Source organism: Pediococcus ethanolidurans (assembly GCF_964062635.1).
GTDB classification, from domain to species: domain Bacteria; phylum Bacillota; class Bacilli; order Lactobacillales; family Lactobacillaceae; genus Pediococcus; species Pediococcus ethanolidurans.
This window is the reverse complement of record NZ_OZ061250.1, coordinates 886876-903000: the sequence shown is the minus strand read 5'-3', so window position 1 is coordinate 903000 and position 16125 is coordinate 886876. Positions and strand designations below refer to the sequence as shown.

18 protein-coding genes and 1 pseudogene are annotated in these 16125 nt (G+C 36.8%); 6 read left to right on the top strand and 13 right to left on the bottom strand.

The annotated features are described in order from the left end of the window. Nucleotides 1–32 precede the first annotated feature (32 nt). Nucleotides 33–368, bottom strand: coding sequence for a hypothetical protein (locus AB3219_RS04485; protein WP_236698945.1), 336 nt, complete (start codon nt 366–368; stop codon nt 33–35). A gap of 292 nt (nt 369–660) precedes the next feature. Here AB3219_RS04485 and AB3219_RS04480 point away from each other — a divergent pair, with 292 nt between their 5' ends. Next, on the top strand, nt 661–1626 hold the full coding sequence (locus tag AB3219_RS04480) for an IS30 family transposase (RefSeq protein WP_016526705.1): 966 nt from the start codon (nt 661–663) through the stop codon (nt 1624–1626). A gap of 122 nt (nt 1627–1748) precedes the next feature. Here AB3219_RS04480 and AB3219_RS04475 read toward each other — a convergent pair whose 3' ends face one another. The 3 genes from AB3219_RS04475 to AB3219_RS04465 all read right to left on the bottom strand — a co-directional run bounded on the left by AB3219_RS04475 (nt 1749) and on the right by AB3219_RS04465 (nt 3474). Further along, nucleotides 1749–2006, bottom strand: a complete 258-nt coding sequence (locus AB3219_RS04475; RefSeq protein ID WP_216754159.1) for a type II toxin-antitoxin system RelB/DinJ family antitoxin — start codon at nt 2004–2006, stop codon at nt 1749–1751. 206 nt (nt 2007–2212) lie between these two features. After that, nucleotides 2213–3010: a DUF1828 domain-containing protein gene (locus AB3219_RS04470; RefSeq protein WP_216763226.1), complete on the bottom strand. Its 798-nt coding sequence runs from the start codon at nt 3008–3010 to the stop codon at nt 2213–2215. 20 nt (nt 3011–3030) lie between these two features. Next, nucleotides 3031–3474, bottom strand: a complete 444-nt coding sequence (locus AB3219_RS04465) for a DUF6978 family protein (protein WP_216763225.1) — start codon at nt 3472–3474, stop codon at nt 3031–3033. A gap of 208 nt (nt 3475–3682) precedes the next feature. Between AB3219_RS04465 and AB3219_RS04460 the strand changes: the two genes are divergently transcribed. Continuing rightward, complete coding sequence (locus AB3219_RS04460; RefSeq protein ID WP_063697918.1) at nt 3683–4924, top strand: ISL3 family transposase; 1242 nt, start codon at nt 3683–3685, stop codon at nt 4922–4924. A gap of 177 nt (nt 4925–5101) precedes the next feature. Here the strand turns inward: AB3219_RS04460 and AB3219_RS04455 are convergent, their stop codons facing one another. Genes AB3219_RS04455 through AB3219_RS04435 form a run of 5 tightly spaced genes read right to left on the bottom strand, consistent with a single transcriptional unit; the run spans nt 5102 to nt 11474 of the window. After that, entirely contained in the window at nt 5102–7711 is a 2610-nt protein-coding gene (locus tag AB3219_RS04455; protein ID WP_216763127.1) for a glycoside hydrolase family 38 C-terminal domain-containing protein, read from the bottom strand. 2 nt (nt 7712–7713) lie between these two features. Beyond that, nucleotides 7714–8751, bottom strand: a complete 1038-nt coding sequence (locus AB3219_RS04450; protein ID WP_057804867.1) for a PTS fructose transporter subunit IIC — start codon at nt 8749–8751, stop codon at nt 7714–7716. A gap of 15 nt (nt 8752–8766) precedes the next feature. Beyond that, on the bottom strand, nt 8767–9081 hold the full coding sequence (locus AB3219_RS04445; protein WP_057804868.1) for a PTS fructose transporter subunit IIB: 315 nt from the start codon (nt 9079–9081) through the stop codon (nt 8767–8769). A gap of 16 nt (nt 9082–9097) precedes the next feature. Next, nucleotides 9098–9553 (bottom strand): PTS sugar transporter subunit IIA, encoded by a 456-nt coding sequence (locus AB3219_RS04440; protein ID WP_057804869.1) that lies wholly within the window; start codon nt 9551–9553, stop codon nt 9098–9100. Continuing rightward, nucleotides 9546–11474, bottom strand: a complete 1929-nt coding sequence (locus AB3219_RS04435; RefSeq protein ID WP_216763128.1) for a BglG family transcription antiterminator — start codon at nt 11472–11474, stop codon at nt 9546–9548. The genes AB3219_RS04440 and AB3219_RS04435 overlap by 8 nt, the downstream gene beginning before the upstream one ends. 258 nt (nt 11475–11732) lie before the next feature. On the opposite strand from AB3219_RS04435, the gene AB3219_RS04430 reads away from it, so the two are divergent. Genes AB3219_RS04430 through AB3219_RS04420 form a run of 3 tightly spaced genes read left to right on the top strand, consistent with a single transcriptional unit; the run spans nt 11733 to nt 12596 of the window. Then, nucleotides 11733–12008 (top strand): type II toxin-antitoxin system RelB/DinJ family antitoxin, encoded by a 276-nt coding sequence (locus AB3219_RS04430; RefSeq protein ID WP_263766129.1) that lies wholly within the window; start codon nt 11733–11735, stop codon nt 12006–12008. Then, nucleotides 12001–12285, top strand: a complete 285-nt coding sequence (locus AB3219_RS04425; RefSeq protein WP_216763130.1) for a type II toxin-antitoxin system YafQ family toxin — start codon at nt 12001–12003, stop codon at nt 12283–12285. Before AB3219_RS04430 ends, AB3219_RS04425 begins: the two co-directional genes overlap by 8 nt. 38 nt (nt 12286–12323) lie before the next feature. Next, on the top strand, nt 12324–12596 hold the full coding sequence (locus tag AB3219_RS04420) for a helix-turn-helix transcriptional regulator (RefSeq protein WP_216763131.1): 273 nt from the start codon (nt 12324–12326) through the stop codon (nt 12594–12596). A gap of 92 nt (nt 12597–12688) precedes the next feature. On the opposite strand, the gene AB3219_RS04415 is transcribed toward AB3219_RS04420, so the two are convergent. The 4 genes and pseudogenes from AB3219_RS04415 to AB3219_RS04400 all read right to left on the bottom strand — a co-directional run. Further along, nucleotides 12689–13093 (bottom strand): type II toxin-antitoxin system HicB family antitoxin, encoded by a 405-nt coding sequence (locus AB3219_RS04415; protein WP_216754163.1) that lies wholly within the window; start codon nt 13091–13093, stop codon nt 12689–12691. 51 nt (nt 13094–13144) lie between these two features. After that, a complete protein-coding gene (locus AB3219_RS04410; RefSeq protein ID WP_216754164.1) occupies nt 13145–13339 on the bottom strand; it encodes a type II toxin-antitoxin system HicA family toxin in 195 nt (64 codons plus the stop codon). A 214-nt stretch (nt 13340–13553) separates the two neighbouring features. After that, nucleotides 13554–14867 (bottom strand): PTS sugar transporter subunit IIC, encoded by a 1314-nt coding sequence (locus AB3219_RS04405; protein WP_216754165.1) that lies wholly within the window; start codon nt 14865–14867, stop codon nt 13554–13556. 13 nt (nt 14868–14880) lie between these two features. Continuing rightward, a pseudogene (locus AB3219_RS04400) lies at nt 14881–15024 on the bottom strand (family 1 glycosylhydrolase); the annotation flags it as partial. 86 nt (nt 15025–15110) lie between these two features. Between AB3219_RS04400 and AB3219_RS04395 the strand changes: the two are divergent. After that, the gene (locus tag AB3219_RS04395) at nt 15111–16076 is read left to right on the top strand and encodes an IS30 family transposase (protein ID WP_016526705.1); all 966 of its coding nucleotides are present in this window, start codon (nt 15111–15113) and stop codon (nt 16074–16076) included. The last annotated feature ends 49 nt before the right edge of the window (nt 16077–16125 follow it).

Genomic DNA, 16125 nt, shown 5'->3' with positions numbered 1-16125 from the left:
TTCTCCTTTTTTTCAAGATCGTTCACTAACCACTAGAGATAGGGAAAATTTAATGGATATTTTGCTTCATGTACTGATATCCAAAAAACAACTCCATTTGGTCGATCTTGAAATTTAAGATAACAAGGCGTTTCTAAAATTCTAAGCCCAAAAATCCAGATTGCACCAGGGATTGGCGGATAATGATCGTCAATCTCCGGTCCAGCAATATAATTTTTCCAACTTAAATTTGTGTATATTTCATCCAACGCAATCTCTGGGTTAATTCCCAAATTAAAAAGAGAATGAATATTTTTCCTGCGATTACTCATCAACCATTTGGATCTTCTACTTTGAATATTTTTTAATTCGCGTTTAATTTCGTCCACTTTTTCCAAAATGTGAATTACCTTTTCAATTTCATTTTATCACTTTTGTTTCTCACAAAAAACAAATTGCATTTAAACAAAAGCTTTTATGTACTCACTAACAGCAAAATGCCTACATAATACTGATACGCATAATAATGGGCTGAGTTTTAAAAAAAATAAAAAACAGAATCATTTCTGATCCTGCTTTCATTACTTAGTTATTCCCGGTTTGTAAAATTAAGTTAGAAATTTAAAAAGCCATTTGTGATAGACTTTTGAGTGTCAAAATCAAAAGAAAGGCTGATCACAAATGACCTATACTCATCTTACTATAGACGAACTTGCCACAATTTATTCTTTTTGGAAACTCGGTAAAAAGGCTTATCTAGTGGCCCCAGCGCTCCATCGGAGTGCTGAAACTGTGTATCGTATTTATCGGTTTCTTGACGCTGGCGGTACGATTATTGATTACCAATGCCACTATCGAAAGCATAAACAACATTGTGGGCGTAAACCAATTCAACTACGCCCTGATGAACTGGCCTATATTCAAGCCAAAACTCAAGCTGGTTGGCAACCAGATACCATTATTAATCGCCAAGAACGGGCTTTCAGCTGTGGGGTTCGAACCCTTTACCGCCTTTTCAAACGCGGTGTTTTGGGGTTGTCGACCAAAGATTTACCGATGCACGGCAAACGGCACCCTAATGGTTACATTGAACGCCGTGGGAAAGCGGGTCAATTGGGCAGGGATTTAAAGAATCGTTATCAGGACTATCCTAATTTTAATCAAGAATTCGGCCATTTAGAAGGTGACACGGTTCAAGGTAAAAACCATCAGGGTGCGGTAACCACGCTGGTTGAACGACAAACTAAGGTCGCAATTGTGCTGAATTCGCATACCAAGTCGGCACACGATGTCAATCGTAGTTTAGCAGGATGGCTTTCGAAGCTGCCACGACACCTATTTAAGTCAATTACGTTTGACAATGGTAAGGAGTTCGCCGGTTGGCGAACCATTGCTAACCAATTTGATTTAAATATTTACTTTGCCGCTGTCGGAGCACCCAATCAACGTGGTTTAAATGAGAACACCAATGGTCTGCTGCGTAAAGATGGTTTACGTCACAATCTTATTATGGACCAGCTATCAGATGGATTTGTTCAAGCAGTTGCCAGTCGACGAAACCACATCCCACGAAAAAGTTTGGGTTACCAGACACCTCTGGAAGCATTCATCAGTCAGATTACAGATGAACAGTTAAAAAATTTCTAACTTAATTTGACAATTCGGGATTATTAAAATAGTTAGTTATTTTTGTTATGCGGTATTAAATAGATATTAGCAACTTTTCTTAAATCTGCTGTAGAACTATCCGACTAAATAACAAAACATGTTTAGTCATTCAAATAATTCATCGCGTCATCGAGGTTCTTGAAAACCACATCGCCTTCATCGTGATCAATTGCTCGTTGTAATCTATCATTTGGTGTCTCATTGGTTACTTTAAACGGAATTCCGTTCTGTTTAATAACTTGTTTGTAAAACATTTTTATAGCTGTAGAGCCATTCAATCCCAACTCTTCAAACACATTCTCTGCTTGCTCTTTGGTTTTTTTATCCATACGTGCAGCAACTTGAACCATTTCTTCCATCGATAACACTCCTTTCATTAATAATTATACGCTATTTCTATAAAATTGCTAAAAATTAATAGCATTATTATAGAAATTGTTAGTACATTAAGCAACAAACTGGCTTTATACTATATAATTCGCATAATATTGGGCTGATTTTTAAGAAAATAAAAAACAGCATCATTTCTGATCCTGCTTTCATTCAAATCATTTTCTTAAAAACTTCATTCTGCCAATTCTGCCGCATAGCTTTCCCGTTCACTAAAGCGAACAACCTTAATTCGATTCTGTTCAAATAAATTAACGACATCCTGACTTACAGAATGTTGTTGTTTTTCACGGTTCAAATCGTTCAGAAAAACATAAAAACGCGTACGCTGCTGCATAATTTTTTCGGTTTGCTCCACATTAGCCAGAATAGCCATCGCAAACATCGAATTATTGGCATTCGTCATTGTTTTAATAAGTTGCGTAGGAATATTACGAATTTCAGGAATCGAAAACTCAAATTTATGTGAAAGCCCACTACTCCCCATATACGAAACGTTTTTAATTGTGCGAATATTATTTTCCTCAAAGAACGAATTAACATCATCAATAAAATAATTAGTTGTGTGCTGTTTTTTCAACATAAACATATCATTCACAAATAACATTCCCTGAAGCAAACGGTGTTTAGCCTCTGAAAAGTGAGCTATATCTGCGGTAATCGACAATTCACTAGCTGCACTTGTGAGACCATATGCACGCAATTGAGTCTCAAACAATTTTTTCCGCATTGGCGAATGACTTATTGATACACCAACACTTTCAAGATTATTAACAGTCCATCCATCATCGGTTACCTTAATTCTGCCATCTGGTAAACTCACTGCATAAATTGTTAATTCGTCTGCAAAGTTGTCAGTGAAAGGTAAATTAATTTGAATGATATTTTTATTTACCTGTTTAAAGTCAGTATTATTCTTATACCAAGAGAAATACTGTTCACTGAGTCTTTCAGCGTTCAAACTCACATCCATAATTGAATTTTCTCCTTTCGTCATTTTAACTGAACAAACTTTTCAAATTTAATAATAGCTTCTTTTAAACTATCAAGTTCATTAAACGGAAAGTTACTAAAATTAAATGCTTTACTTTCGATATGTTCATCATGAAAACTATAAATATGTACGTGATTGGGGCCAATTACTGAACCATCCTCATTATGATGGCGACTTCCATTCACACACAAACGAATCAGGTGTACATTATTACGAAAAAATCTAATATGCAAACTATACTTTATAGTTAGATTACCACGATAAATTCCAAATTTATAATAAATTTGACTTCTTGTACCAATAATTGATTTCTCTTTAACAAACCGCCCCCTGTTCGGAACATGAAATACTGAATGATTCAAAAACTTTTTTATTTCCTGAATTAGTTTCTCAACATCTTTTGGTGCAAGCCGGTCGATGCTAGTGTTTTTCATTTGTGTCATTTTTCTATTTCCATCCTAGTCCTTTACATCTTATGTCCCTTATAGAAAAAATACGCATAAAACTAGATTGGGTCTACACTTTCTGGTATTGGTGAATAACTAATACCGGTTTTTTGTCTGTTTTGAAAATCAGAAAAATAAAAAAGGACATCTGTCCTCTTTGTGCTACGATTTAATCGCCAAAACAAATCGAAAAGAGGAAATTCAGATGTCCCTAACTAATTCTATCTTATGCTTATTCGAAATAACAGACCCAAACTTAATTGTCACTGGTATTTCTAAAGAACGGTGTTCCACAAACCAACGTATTCATGTCGTCCATGCAACTTTGTCTTATCAACTTTTAAAGTGCCCACATTGTGGCCATAAAAGCTTAATTAAAAACGGAACTCACATGAGTCACCTGCGTTTAGGAACCTTATCCGGTGGTCGTTACGAAATGCATTTAAAACGTCAAAGATACCAATGTAAAGATTGTTCAAAAACCTGTGGTGCTAAAACTAAGTTGGTTAATCGTAACGAAACTTTCACACATAATATCAAACATCAAGTGATCGTTTTGGCACGCGATATGTTGACGAGTAAAGAAATTGCTAAACTTTGTGGAATTTCGCCAAGCAGTGTTCAACGAATCCTAAATGCCAATATTCACTTAGCCTATCGTGTTAAACATCTCCCAGAGAATCTTTGCTTTGATGAATTTCGTTCCTGTAATCACTGGATGTCCTTTAATTGTTGCGATGCCGTTAGTCATCGCCGAATTGTTACTTTAAAAGATCGGCTAAGTAAAGATATCATTGACTACTTTGAAGCTCGTTTTTCGGTTCAAGAACGTGCCCAAGTTCAATCAGTGACGATTGACATGAATGCTGAATATGGCAGCTTCATTCATCGCTTATTTCCCAATGCGGCCACGATTATCGATCGTTTCCATATTATTCAACTGGCTGGGCGTGCCTTAGATAATGAACGCACGCAGACCATTCGTACTATCCAAGATAAGCATTCACGAATTTATCATATTTTAAAATCTCAATGGCGTTTATTTCATCTTGATGAAATAAAAGTTAATGATTCTAAGGCTGTTTATTTACGCGGAATTAACGAGTATATGACGCAACAAAACGCCATTGATTTAGCTCTAGACGCTTTTCCCAGATTTAGATCTGTGTATCAAACCTATCAAGGTATCTTAAGTGCCATACACCAAAAGGATGCTAATGCGTTCCAATCCTTACTTACTAACTACCAACCCACTAGTAATCAAATGGACATAACGATCAACACGTTTATCAAAAATGGTTCAGCCCTTCTAAACAGTTGTCGTTATCCATTTTCCAACGGTCCAATTGAAGGACTTAATCGTAAAATCAAGGCATTAAAGCGTAACTGTTTTGGTTTTCGAAATATTGACAACTTCTTTATCCGGATTAGTTTAATTCATGAGTAAACAAAAAGCACATTCACCGAAGTGAATGTGCCGTTCAAAATCTCCACCAATACGATTTGACAGAGACCCACTAGATTTTCAATTAAAATTAACGTCCTTTAATCTAATTAAAAAAGGTTTTAAAAAAAGGCAAATTCATTTCTGAACTTGCCTTTTCTGACTTCATAATTTCATTTCCTAGTACTTGAGTTTTAACGTAGTCATGTCATACTTTCCAATCGTCCTATCAGACTGAATTGGTTCCTCTAAAGCATTAACAACGTCTGCTTTACTCAATAGATCTTCTGGAATTTTTACTACTTGTTTAGTTGGATTTTGGATTCTCACAATATAAGCGTCTGCATCTAAGTACGAAGGATAAACTGCTGCTACCAATAAATCCTGGATTTCCAACAATGAAAATGAATCTGGAATTATTGGATTATCTTCTGTTGGCCAAATCTTGTTATCCAAACGATTAATAAAAAGATTTAATTTCTGCATTTGATAAGAGATTGAAGGCGATAACCATCTATGCATCAACATGCTTGTCTCGTGTTCCGAAAATTTCTTTTCTGCAAATGATAAAGCAAATTCAAACCGATTGTGACCCAACTCTTCTGCTAATGGAGTCGCCATCATCACATGCCCTTGATTAGTTGTATCTCCTGATGCACGACCGGGTCGCCAAGCTAAATTAGGTTTGCCCAACTGCCCTGTTGTGGCCATTAAGGTAACATACAAACCATTATTCTTGGCTTCGTACTCTTTCATACCTTTGCCAAGAAAAGTCATGTGCTTATTTTCTCCCACAATGGAAACAGTTTTATCAAAGCTATAGATATTCACTGGTTTTTCAACAAATTCTTTTTCCCAATCATCACTAATTTTATGATTGGTTGTTTGCACAAAGCCATCTTGAATATGAGCAATTGCTTTGGCATTTTTAATTTGAGAATTTAATTTTAATCGCAGTCGATGTGAATAAACTTGGTTATCAAAATCTAATTTTCCTTCTATTAAACCTTGTTCATCAAAGGACAAACGTAAGGTATAACTCACCGCTTGATATTGTGGAGTTGTAGCCACGCGATCTTCCAAATGTAATGGTAACTTACTGGTTCCTTTGACAATCAGAACCGCTACTTTGCCATTGATCTCTTCAACTTGAGCATTCTGAAAATCAAGTGCACGTTCATGATCTCCACTCAAAGGTGAATAATCATACGTATCCCCATCATTACCCGAATCCACCAATTGAATAGCATCGGTTATTTGACACTCCTGATTTGAATAATTAATAGTCCCATTTACAAAATTCAATCTTTGATTTTTAAACTGAATTTCATTTTCTTCATTGGAATTGATTAATAACTCAGCAGCAGGTTGCTTGCCTTCGTTGAAATGAATGACTTTATATCCAAGGGCTGGCAACTCAATGTTCCCTTCAAACTTTAATTCATAATACTCGGGTTCATCGGTGTACTCTTGTCCACGAGGCGTCATCATCAGAATATGGTGACGTACTGGATAATGCTTACTCTCAATAATGACAGGCCGCTCTAATCCATCAAATTCTATATTTTTTGAACTAGTTGTAAGATTGATAATTTTCTTACCAGTGAATTTAAAAGGATCCGTATTAAACACAAGCACATCATGGTCACCCAAGTTGAGAAATTCAGCCAATTTCTTTTTGATCATATTTTCAATTCCATCGGCAATTTCATTGGCCTCTTTAAACCGATGTTTGATGTCCACCGCAACATTATCGGAAACACTTCCACCTAATGTATCGTGAGCTTGACATTCTAAAAGTTTCTTCCAAAGCTTTATCAGCAAACCATTACCAATGTTAAGTCCATTTTTATGGGCAATTACCATTAAAGGTTCAACTCTTCGTAAAATCTTTTGTTCCAAATAAAAGTTGTCCGTTTTAATTTGGTGTCTAACTGACCCAATGGTTCGATGAACTCGCGCATATGTTGGTAAACGTAATTCACCTTGATAGGTTGGTAGATCTGTACGTTGCCTTAACTTATCAATAAATTTCGGATAAGAACTAATTACGGTATGATTCTTACTTAATTTGTTGAGATCCGAAATGGTTTGATGAATATTTTTTATAATATTCATTTGATCAATTCCAGAAGGCATTAAAACATCTGCATTTTTAGAATGGGTTGCTTCAAAGTCAGCCGCTGGGTCAAATCGTTTATCCACAAACTCTTTAAGATTCTTCTTTGATTCCACATCAATTTGTGCTGTGAAATAACCAAATGGAAAATTAGCTGCATATACATCTTTTCCAGAAAGTCCCTGCCATTTAAAGTACACCGAGTTCATTTGTGTTCTGAAATTAGTTCCTCGCCAAAAAACAAAGTTATCAATCCCAACTTGATGCAAAATTGTTGGTAATTGTGCATTGAACCCAAAAGTATCTGGCAAATAGCCCACCATCATTGGTTGTCCATACTTTTCTCTAGTATCATTGACCCCAATAATCAAGTTTCTTAAAATGGACTCTGTATCTGGTATCAAGGCATCTGTTTGCGTATACCATGGTCCAACAAACAAACGTCCCTCTTTAACTAACCTTTGAATACGCTTCTTTGCTTCCGGATGAATTTCTACATACTCATCAACAACTGAAATCTGCCCATCCAAACAGAAGTTGGCTTCTGGATGTTTTTCCAACTCATCTAGAACCTCGGTAAACAGTTGATCGCTCAATACCAAAGCATCCATAGTTGTAAAATACCATTCTCGATCCCAATGAGTATGGTTAACGAGATTCGTCTGAGTCATAATTACCCTTCTTTCGCTTCTGAGTTATGTCGCGTAAATCTCTTTAAGAAGTTTACTAATAGTGCCGTAATAATGACACCAACTAAGATAGCAACGGTATAAAGAATCACATTTGATGAAAACGGAATTGCCATAACCGTTGAAAGTGCCGTCTTTTGATAAGTTCCAAACAATGCGTTCGTTGCACAACCAGCTGCTGTTCCAACAATAATGCTTGGAATAACTCGAACTGGATCCGCAACCGCAAATGGAATCGTTCCTTCCGTAATTCCAACAATTCCCATTACCAATGCTGAACGACCACTTTCAATTTCAGCATCACTGTATAATTTTTTACCACCAAGTAACGTTGCAACAAACATACCTAATGGTGGAATACCAATTGCCATTAACATTGCGGTACTTGCTTGATAACCGCCAGATGTAAAGGCAGCCATTCCAAATGCATAGGCAATTTTGTTGATTGGGCCTCCCATATCAACAGCCATCATTCCACCAAGAAGAGCAGCTAACAGAACTGCATTAGCACCACTCATTCCCTTTAACCAAGCTGTTAGGGCAACCGTCATTGCTTTAATCGGATCTCCAACAACATAAATCAGGAATAGGCCTACCACTAAGGTGGCTAAAAATGGAATCACAATTAGTGACTTTACAGCTGTTAAATTTGCTGGCATTGGAATCTTTTTGAGCCATTGAACTAAATATCCAACTAATAGCCCAACCAACATACCACCTAAAAATCCAGTTCCCATTGATGATGCAACCAAACCAACGATGAATGCTGGCGCTAGTCCTGGTCGATCAGCAATAGAATACGAAATATAAGCTGCAATAATTACTGGAATAAATCCTAATCCAGTTTGACCTAACAATCTGAGGTTCCCCCAGATATTACTTGTTTGGTTCCAAACATTTGTCCCGCCAAAGATTACCGCAATTGATGTTAATAATCCGGCTGCAGTAACCAGTGGGATCATATATGAAACACCAGTTTGAAAATGATTGGCTAACTCTTTACCAAATTTTTTCCAATTCATTGTTTTCACTTCCCTTTAATTTATCAGTGCAATTGCCTGATCAATTGCTGATTTGCCATCCTTAACTACTTCAGATGTTCCAACCTTTAAAGTCTTCTTTCCTTCAAAACGATCCGGTTCCTGAACATTAGTATCTACTGCAAAAATGACAACGTCTGCAGCATCAATTTCAGATTGTGAAAGTCGGTTCTCAACTCCCATTGCACCTTGCGTTTCAACCTTAATGTCATAACCCTCTTTTTTAGCGAACTTCTTTAAATTTTCGGCCGCCATGTAAGTATGGGCAATACCTGCGATACAAGCTGTAACAGCCACAATTTTTTTTGCCATGATAAACTCCTCCTATTTAACTTTTAAGTATTTTTAAAATCTCTTCACTGGTTTGTGCCGATTTAATTGCCTTCACAAAATCATCATCCATCAACTTTCCGGATAATTTAGCTAACATCCGTAAGTGCGCATCTCCTTTTGATTCCGGAGAAACTGCCATTAAGAAGATGATATTGACCTCGCTGCCATCTAACGAATGCCACGCTAATGGCTCAGAATTCTTGGCAAACAACATCGTCGATTGAATTACCGAGGTGCTTTTGCCATGCGGAATCGCAATGTTATTGCCAATACCGGTGGTGGTCAAGGACTCCCGATGTAACACATCATGATAAAAATCATCTGCATCGGAAACGCTTCCATTTTGTTGTAAAATCAAAGCTAATTGATGAATGGCTTCGTCACGAGTCTTGGCATGCAAATCCATGACAATATTTTTTTCTGAAATGAAATCACTTAACTTACTACTCAATCAAATCACCTCCTAATTTGCTTAAAACTTCTTGAGCTGTCGTGCATCCCTCAAGTTCTTTTAATAATTTTTTATTCTCAAGAACGTCGTTAAAGTACTTGTAGATTTGCTCAATTTGCGTTTGTACTTCTCGATTCATGGCAAGAAAGAACACAACGTTCACTGAATTACCATCCCACTCAATGCCATGCGGATTGATATAAACTGCAATACACGGCCTAGCCACAAATTCAATGGGTGCATGTGGCATCGCAATATTGTCAATTGCCGTACTAGCCAACTTTTCTCGTTCTATCGCCGCGTTGACAATGCCTTTTCGGCCAAAATGATATTTCTCTAGTTGTAGCCCAATTCGTTTAATGACCATTGCACGTGTTTCTTGCGTATTTGCAAAAAACATTAATCTCTTATCCAACAAACGACTAAAGCTCCCTGAATTCTGACGATTAGTTAAGATTTCATCGACCACGCCACGAATTTGCTTGGCAGAACCCGTGTCCAAAAACGGGGGTACAACTACGACCAGCGCATTGGGAACCTCAATTCGAATGGTACTAATCACTAGATCTTCGACAATCGGATGATTTTTTAGCTCTTGAATGGAAGTCACCCGATTCACTTGAATACTATCCGCAAAGAACTTTTTCACCCGTTGCTCCAATAATCGAGCCGTTCCTAGTCCCGTACTGCAGACAATTACGGCATTTACCATACTTTTTTGCCGCTCAATGTAGGCCTCGATGTGTAACGCAATAAACGCTACTTCATCTTCATTCAACGTAATGTTGAATTGCTTTTCGATTTTGGCACTAATATCAATCGCATTATTAAACGCCAATGGGAAAAACTTCTTAATGTCTGCTGTATATGGATTATGCAGGTTCAAACCTAAATACAATCTTTTTAATGCCGATGTTACGTGGACCGTTAATCCCCGTAACAACATCTCATCATGATTACGAATGTTATCCTCTAAAAACTGATGAATCGTATTTTGTTGAATCGGCGAAGCAGCCTTCTCCAAATTATCCTTACCAATTGGTTGTCCCTCTGCTGCCAAAATATGAATATTGATGTATTGCCGCTCATACTGTGGAATTGTCACTTTAAAAGCGGCTTCTAAAATCTTGATCAAACTGATCGTATTCATTTCTAGTTTTACAGGATGATCACTTTTCTCCAGTGTTTTATCTTTAATAATTCTTTCCATAGAAATAATTAAATGAATGGCTAAAGATTGAAACTCATAATCTGTAAAATGAAGCGAACTCACTTGTTCAAAGCGATCTAACGAACTTAATACTTTTTGAAAAGTATCCTTACTGAAAAATGAACGCATATCAGTTGGTATTTTTAATTCGCGGTGTACCTCTCCTTTCTTATTTTCCAAATACATCGTGTCACCCCAATACATTGTCAGTAACTCGGACATTAATTTGCGTTTAGCTGATTCCGATGCAATGACCTGCATCCCTTCATGGGTAGTTTCAATCAAAGCATCATACTTAGCTAACGTGCGCTTAACTTCCTTGAAATCACTTTCTAATGTACTTCGACTTACAAACGTGCTATCAGCAAGATCTTGAATTGTCTGTGGATAGTTGGAAAGTAGTAGTTTTGACAATATTGCAATCACACGTTCATTTTTTGTATTAGGCGTATCTGGATAAACTTTGTTTTGAATTGCGTTCTGTAGATCAGTCGTATCTCCTTCAAAGTAAATACCAACATTGCGCTTACGAATTAAGTTAATCTTGTAGGTGACAACCGTTTCAGCAATATTATCTAAATACTTTGTGATCGTTTTTCGTGATCTACCAATACTTTTGGAAATATCAGAATAATGAACAGTCCCAGTGTTAAGAATCAATTTAACAATTTGAACTTCTTGTTCGGTTAAATTTTCAATCGATTCATGCATGTTATTCACCTCCTGAATACGTTTTCAATATACCATGCAAAACTAGTTTGAAATATTCAATAAAGTACACTTATGAAAGTATACTTTTTGCGTGCATAAGTATCTCATAGATCGTGACTGAACTAAATGGCGATAATATCGCCATTAATAGATTTCTAAAAACACAATTTGCATGCAAATGTGCAACTTTGTATCACAACAGGCTACATCATGTTATAATATAGGTGAAAAATATCAACTAAAGGAGTATCAAAAATTATGGACACTAAACAAAAGAAAGTCACCGTTAGCGCACGTATTGATGCTAACCTGAAAAAACGTGCCACAACGGTTACTAAAAATATGGGTATGGATATGTCAACTGCCATCTCTCTCTTCTTAACCAAAATGGTACAGGAAAATGCCTTACCATTTCGTCCAGAAGGTAACCCTTTAAGCCAAGCTATATCAGAAAGGAATGCTGGCGAAGGAAAATCATTTGACTCTGTAGAAGCACTGATGAATGATTTAAATGACAGTGATCAGGATGATTAAAACTATTACACGAGTGCCCACATTTAAACGACAATACAAACGACTAAACAAAAAACATTATGATTATGATATGCAGCTTTTGCAAACTGCGATCACAGCATCAGTTGAACAAAATACCGACTTACTAAGAACAAAATATAATGATCATCATTTAGCTGGTATGCAAGGCCTACGGGAACTGCACATTCTAAGTGATTGGCTCTTAGTATATTCAATAGATGAGAGCTCTTTACAACTGTATTTACTCGCGACTGGATCGCATGATGAAGTTTTATAAACTAGAAAAACAGAAAATATAAGAACGAAGGGATAAGGATGTCAGAAACCAGAAAATTAGTTCCATGGGAAGATTTGGAAAAAAATCTTCATTTAGTTAACAAACACGATGATAAAATCATTGATATTCTTACAGACTTAATGGCAGAACGTATTAACTCCGGCATTTCTGCAGTTAAATTTGCAAAAAAAATTGGTATGAGGCCCTCTCAGCTATCAAAGATTGAAGCTCTCGATAGTATTCCAACTTTTGCGACGTTAAACCGTTACGCAAACGGATTGGGACATGAATTAGAAATCAAGATTGTGTAAGTAATCAGTATCATTAAAATGGATAAAACAAAAGCCATCTGCAAATTCACTTTACAGATGGTTTTATTCTGATTAGTCATAAAACACAAAATCTACAATCCGAGTTTAGCCTTCAAGGCATTAGTCATCGTCTCTGAAAAGTTGATGTCATGTTCACGTCCCAATTCATTCAAATAACTTGGGATGGTAATTGTTTTCTTGATCGTTCTATTATCTGACATTCTGCGAAACTTAGCCAAATCAATGTCAACATAAGTTACAATCGTATCTTTCGAAGGTTTTACATTGAAACTCGGTTTAGGCAGCGGTAACCCAACATTTTGCCGTGCTACTCCTTCTTCTGAAATTGCGTCACGTGCCATTTCAATTGCCTCACTAAGAGTAGAACCACTTGTATCACTATCAAAATCAATAATGTGAACCAGATACAAATTAGCCTTTTCTTGGTTAATAATCACCGGATATGCTGCTTTAATGTTTTGGTATTTTTTTTGCATAATAATCTTCCTCACGTAATTACTAGAAAATTAGTTACTATAACATCGAGATTAAAATAAACTTTTCTTATTTTTATTAAGTCCCGTTCTTTTTAAAATCCTTCTTGCCAATCCTTCTGGAATCTCATTATGTCGCTCAATCGGCTCTGTTTTTGTTTCTTTAGCATAGACATCATGATTTGAACCATGACGAATCATTCGCCAACCATCCTGTTTGAGAATTCTAATTAAGTCTCGTCTTTTCATAACTACTCCCTAATCAAAGCAAGTATACCACATAATACGTGCTATTTATAAAAACAAGCTCTGTAATTTTATTAACAACTAGAAATAATTATCCCCGTCATTAACTAACTACGTAAAAAAACCTGCTTTCTTTCAACAAAAACAAGGCCACGTCGTCATGACATGGTCTTGCCTAATTCTCTTAATTCTTCTTCTCTCACTCTACTAACTTTAACTAATTCTCTTCTTCTGCCTGACGCATCATAACCCGTTCGGAAATCTTCATAAATGGTAAATAGAAGAAAATGCCGAAAACAATGGAAATTAACTGAACAACAACGGCGCGCCAATCGCCACCAGTTGCTAAAAATCCGTTAATCAAAGGTGGCGTTGTCCAAGGAACCATCACCACAGTCCGGTTCATAAAGCCAACCGCTGTACAGAAATAAGCAAACAACAACGCAATTACCGGTGTTAAAACAAACGGAATTAACAATGGCAAATTAAACACAATTGGATAGCCATAAATAACTGGTTCGTTAATGTTGAATAACCCTGGGACAAACGATAATCCGGTAATTTGACGACTTGATTTCATTCTTGAAAAAATGATTGTCGCAATCAACAAACAAATTGTACTACCAGTTCCGCCAAACATTCCAAATGTATCACGAAAAACGCTTGTAATAATGTAAGGAACATCGTGACCAGCAGCAAATGCTTGCATATTTTTATTGGTATTAATCAAAAGTACTGGATCGAGTAATGTTCCATTAATGACAGCTTGATGGATACCAAAACCAAACAATAAGTTACCGACACTATAGATCAACAAGAACCCTGGTAAACTGGTATTTACACGGCGTAATGGTTCTTGAATAACCATGGTAATCAACTTAATCATATCTGTATGTGCCAACACTGTTAACAGTGCTGCAATAATAGCTAATAAACTTAAAACCACAATCGTTGGAATTAACGTCATGAATGAATCACTGACTGCTGGTGGCACATTTTCACCAAGGTTAATTCGGAACTTTTTTACACGAGATAATCTGATAAATAACTCTGTTGCCACTAAACCAATAATAATTCCGGCAAACATACCGGTAACACCAATATTTGAAAACGATAAAAATCCAGTAATGTTAACAGACGCTGTTTTGCCAACTGGAACTGCTTGCAACGTTACAGGCATCATGACAACCAAACCGGCCAATGAAATAATAGCGGATCCTAAAACGTTATTGAAACCACGATTCTTCGCTAAACAATAACCAACTACAGGAGCAATAAGTAATCCCGCAATATTCAGTGTTCCATTAACTAATAGATTTCCAAAAGTTTGGAAATTGGCCAATGTCGCTCCCTTGAAGAATAATGTAAAAATAACATTATTAATCAGAACACCGATTCCCGCTAAAATAAATAATGGCATAATCATCGCAAACGCGTCTCGTAACGAACGCAGGTGAATTTGGTTACCAATTTTAATAGATACTTTTGTAAAACCATCAACAAATTTCTTGCCAACTCCATTGTTTTTCATTTTTACACCTCAACTAAATTTTTTCTTCAGTAATCATTTTTTTAAACCAGTAATAACTTTTCTTGGGGACTCTTTTTAAATCTCGTAAATCATGATTGCTACGATTGACATACACTAATCCGTAGCGTTTTTCCATGTTTCCAGTTGAACTTGGAACCCGGTTTGTAAAATTAAGTTAGAAATTTAAAAAGCCATTTGTGATAGACTTTTGAGTGTCAAAATCAAAAGAAAGGCTGATCACAAATGACCTATACTCATCTTACTATAGACGAACTTGCCACAATTTATTCTTTTTGGAAACTCGGTAAAAAGGCTTATCTAGTGGCCCCAGCGCTCCATCGGAGTGCTGAAACTGTGTATCGTATTTATCGGTTTCTTGACGCTGGCGGTACGATTATTGATTACCAATGCCACTATCGAAAGCATAAACAACATTGTGGGCGTAAACCAATTCAACTACGCCCTGATGAACTGGCCTATATTCAAGCCAAAACTCAAGCTGGTTGGCAACCAGATACCATTATTAATCGCCAAGAACGGGCTTTCAGCTGTGGGGTTCGAACCCTTTACCGCCTTTTCAAACGCGGTGTTTTGGGGTTGTCGACCAAAGATTTACCGATGCACGGCAAACGGCACCCTAATGGTTACATTGAACGCCGTGGGAAAGCGGGTCAATTGGGCAGGGATTTAAAGAATCGTTATCAGGACTATCCTAATTTTAATCAAGAATTCGGCCATTTAGAAGGTGACACGGTTCAAGGTAAAAACCATCAGGGTGCGGTAACCACGCTGGTTGAACGACAAACTAAGGTCGCAATTGTGCTGAATTCGCATACCAAGTCGGCACACGATGTCAATCGTAGTTTAGCAGGATGGCTTTCGAAGCTGCCACGACACCTATTTAAGTCAATTACGTTTGACAATGGTAAGGAGTTCGCCGGTTGGCGAACCATTGCTAACCAATTTGATTTAAATATTTACTTTGCCGCTGTCGGAGCACCCAATCAACGTGGTTTAAATGAGAACACCAATGGTCTGCTGCGTAAAGATGGTTTACGTCACAATCTTATTATGGACCAGCTATCAGATGGATTTGTTCAAGCAGTTGCCAGTCGACGAAACCACATCCCACGAAAAAGTTTGGGTTACCAGACACCTCTGGAAGCATTCATCAGTCAGATTACAGATGAACAGTTAAAAAATTTCTAACTTAATTTGACAATTCGGGATCCAAAAATGATTTTTCATCTAAAGTATA

Bases quoted from the DNA above. Each gene is read 5' to 3' on its own strand.
- AB3219_RS04450 (WP_057804867.1), bottom strand. From the start codon at position 8,751: ATGAATTGGAAAAAATTTGGTAAAGAGTTAGCCAATCATTTTCAAACT.
- AB3219_RS04460 (WP_063697918.1), top strand. From the start codon at position 3,683: ATGTCCCTAACTAATTCTATCTTATGCTTATTCGAAATAACAGACCCA.
- AB3219_RS04435 (WP_216763128.1), bottom strand. From the start codon at position 11,474: ATGCATGAATCGATTGAAAATTTAACCGAACAAGAAGTTCAAATTGTT.
- AB3219_RS04465 (WP_216763225.1), bottom strand. From the start codon at position 3,474: ATGACACAAATGAAAAACACTAGCATCGACCGGCTTGCACCAAAAGAT.
- AB3219_RS04410 (WP_216754164.1), bottom strand. From the start codon at position 13,339: ATGAAAAGACGAGACTTAATTAGAATTCTCAAACAGGATGGTTGGCGA.
- AB3219_RS04415 (WP_216754163.1), bottom strand. From the start codon at position 13,093: ATGCAAAAAAAATACCAAAACATTAAAGCAGCATATCCGGTGATTATT.
- AB3219_RS04470 (WP_216763226.1), bottom strand. From the start codon at position 3,010: ATGGATGTGAGTTTGAACGCTGAAAGACTCAGTGAACAGTATTTCTCT.
- AB3219_RS04430 (WP_263766129.1), top strand. From the start codon at position 11,733: ATGGACACTAAACAAAAGAAAGTCACCGTTAGCGCACGTATTGATGCT.
- AB3219_RS04475 (WP_216754159.1), bottom strand. From the start codon at position 2,006: ATGGAAGAAATGGTTCAAGTTGCTGCACGTATGGATAAAAAAACCAAA.
- AB3219_RS04405 (WP_216754165.1), bottom strand. From the start codon at position 14,867: ATGAAAAACAATGGAGTTGGCAAGAAATTTGTTGATGGTTTTACAAAA.
- AB3219_RS04425 (WP_216763130.1), top strand. From the start codon at position 12,001: ATGATTAAAACTATTACACGAGTGCCCACATTTAAACGACAATACAAA.
- AB3219_RS04395 (WP_016526705.1), top strand. From the start codon at position 15,111: ATGACCTATACTCATCTTACTATAGACGAACTTGCCACAATTTATTCT.
- AB3219_RS04455 (WP_216763127.1), bottom strand. From the start codon at position 7,711: ATGACTCAGACGAATCTCGTTAACCATACTCATTGGGATCGAGAATGG.
- AB3219_RS04420 (WP_216763131.1), top strand. From the start codon at position 12,324: ATGTCAGAAACCAGAAAATTAGTTCCATGGGAAGATTTGGAAAAAAAT.
- AB3219_RS04480 (WP_016526705.1), top strand. From the start codon at position 661: ATGACCTATACTCATCTTACTATAGACGAACTTGCCACAATTTATTCT.
- AB3219_RS04445 (WP_057804868.1), bottom strand. From the start codon at position 9,081: ATGGCAAAAAAAATTGTGGCTGTTACAGCTTGTATCGCAGGTATTGCC.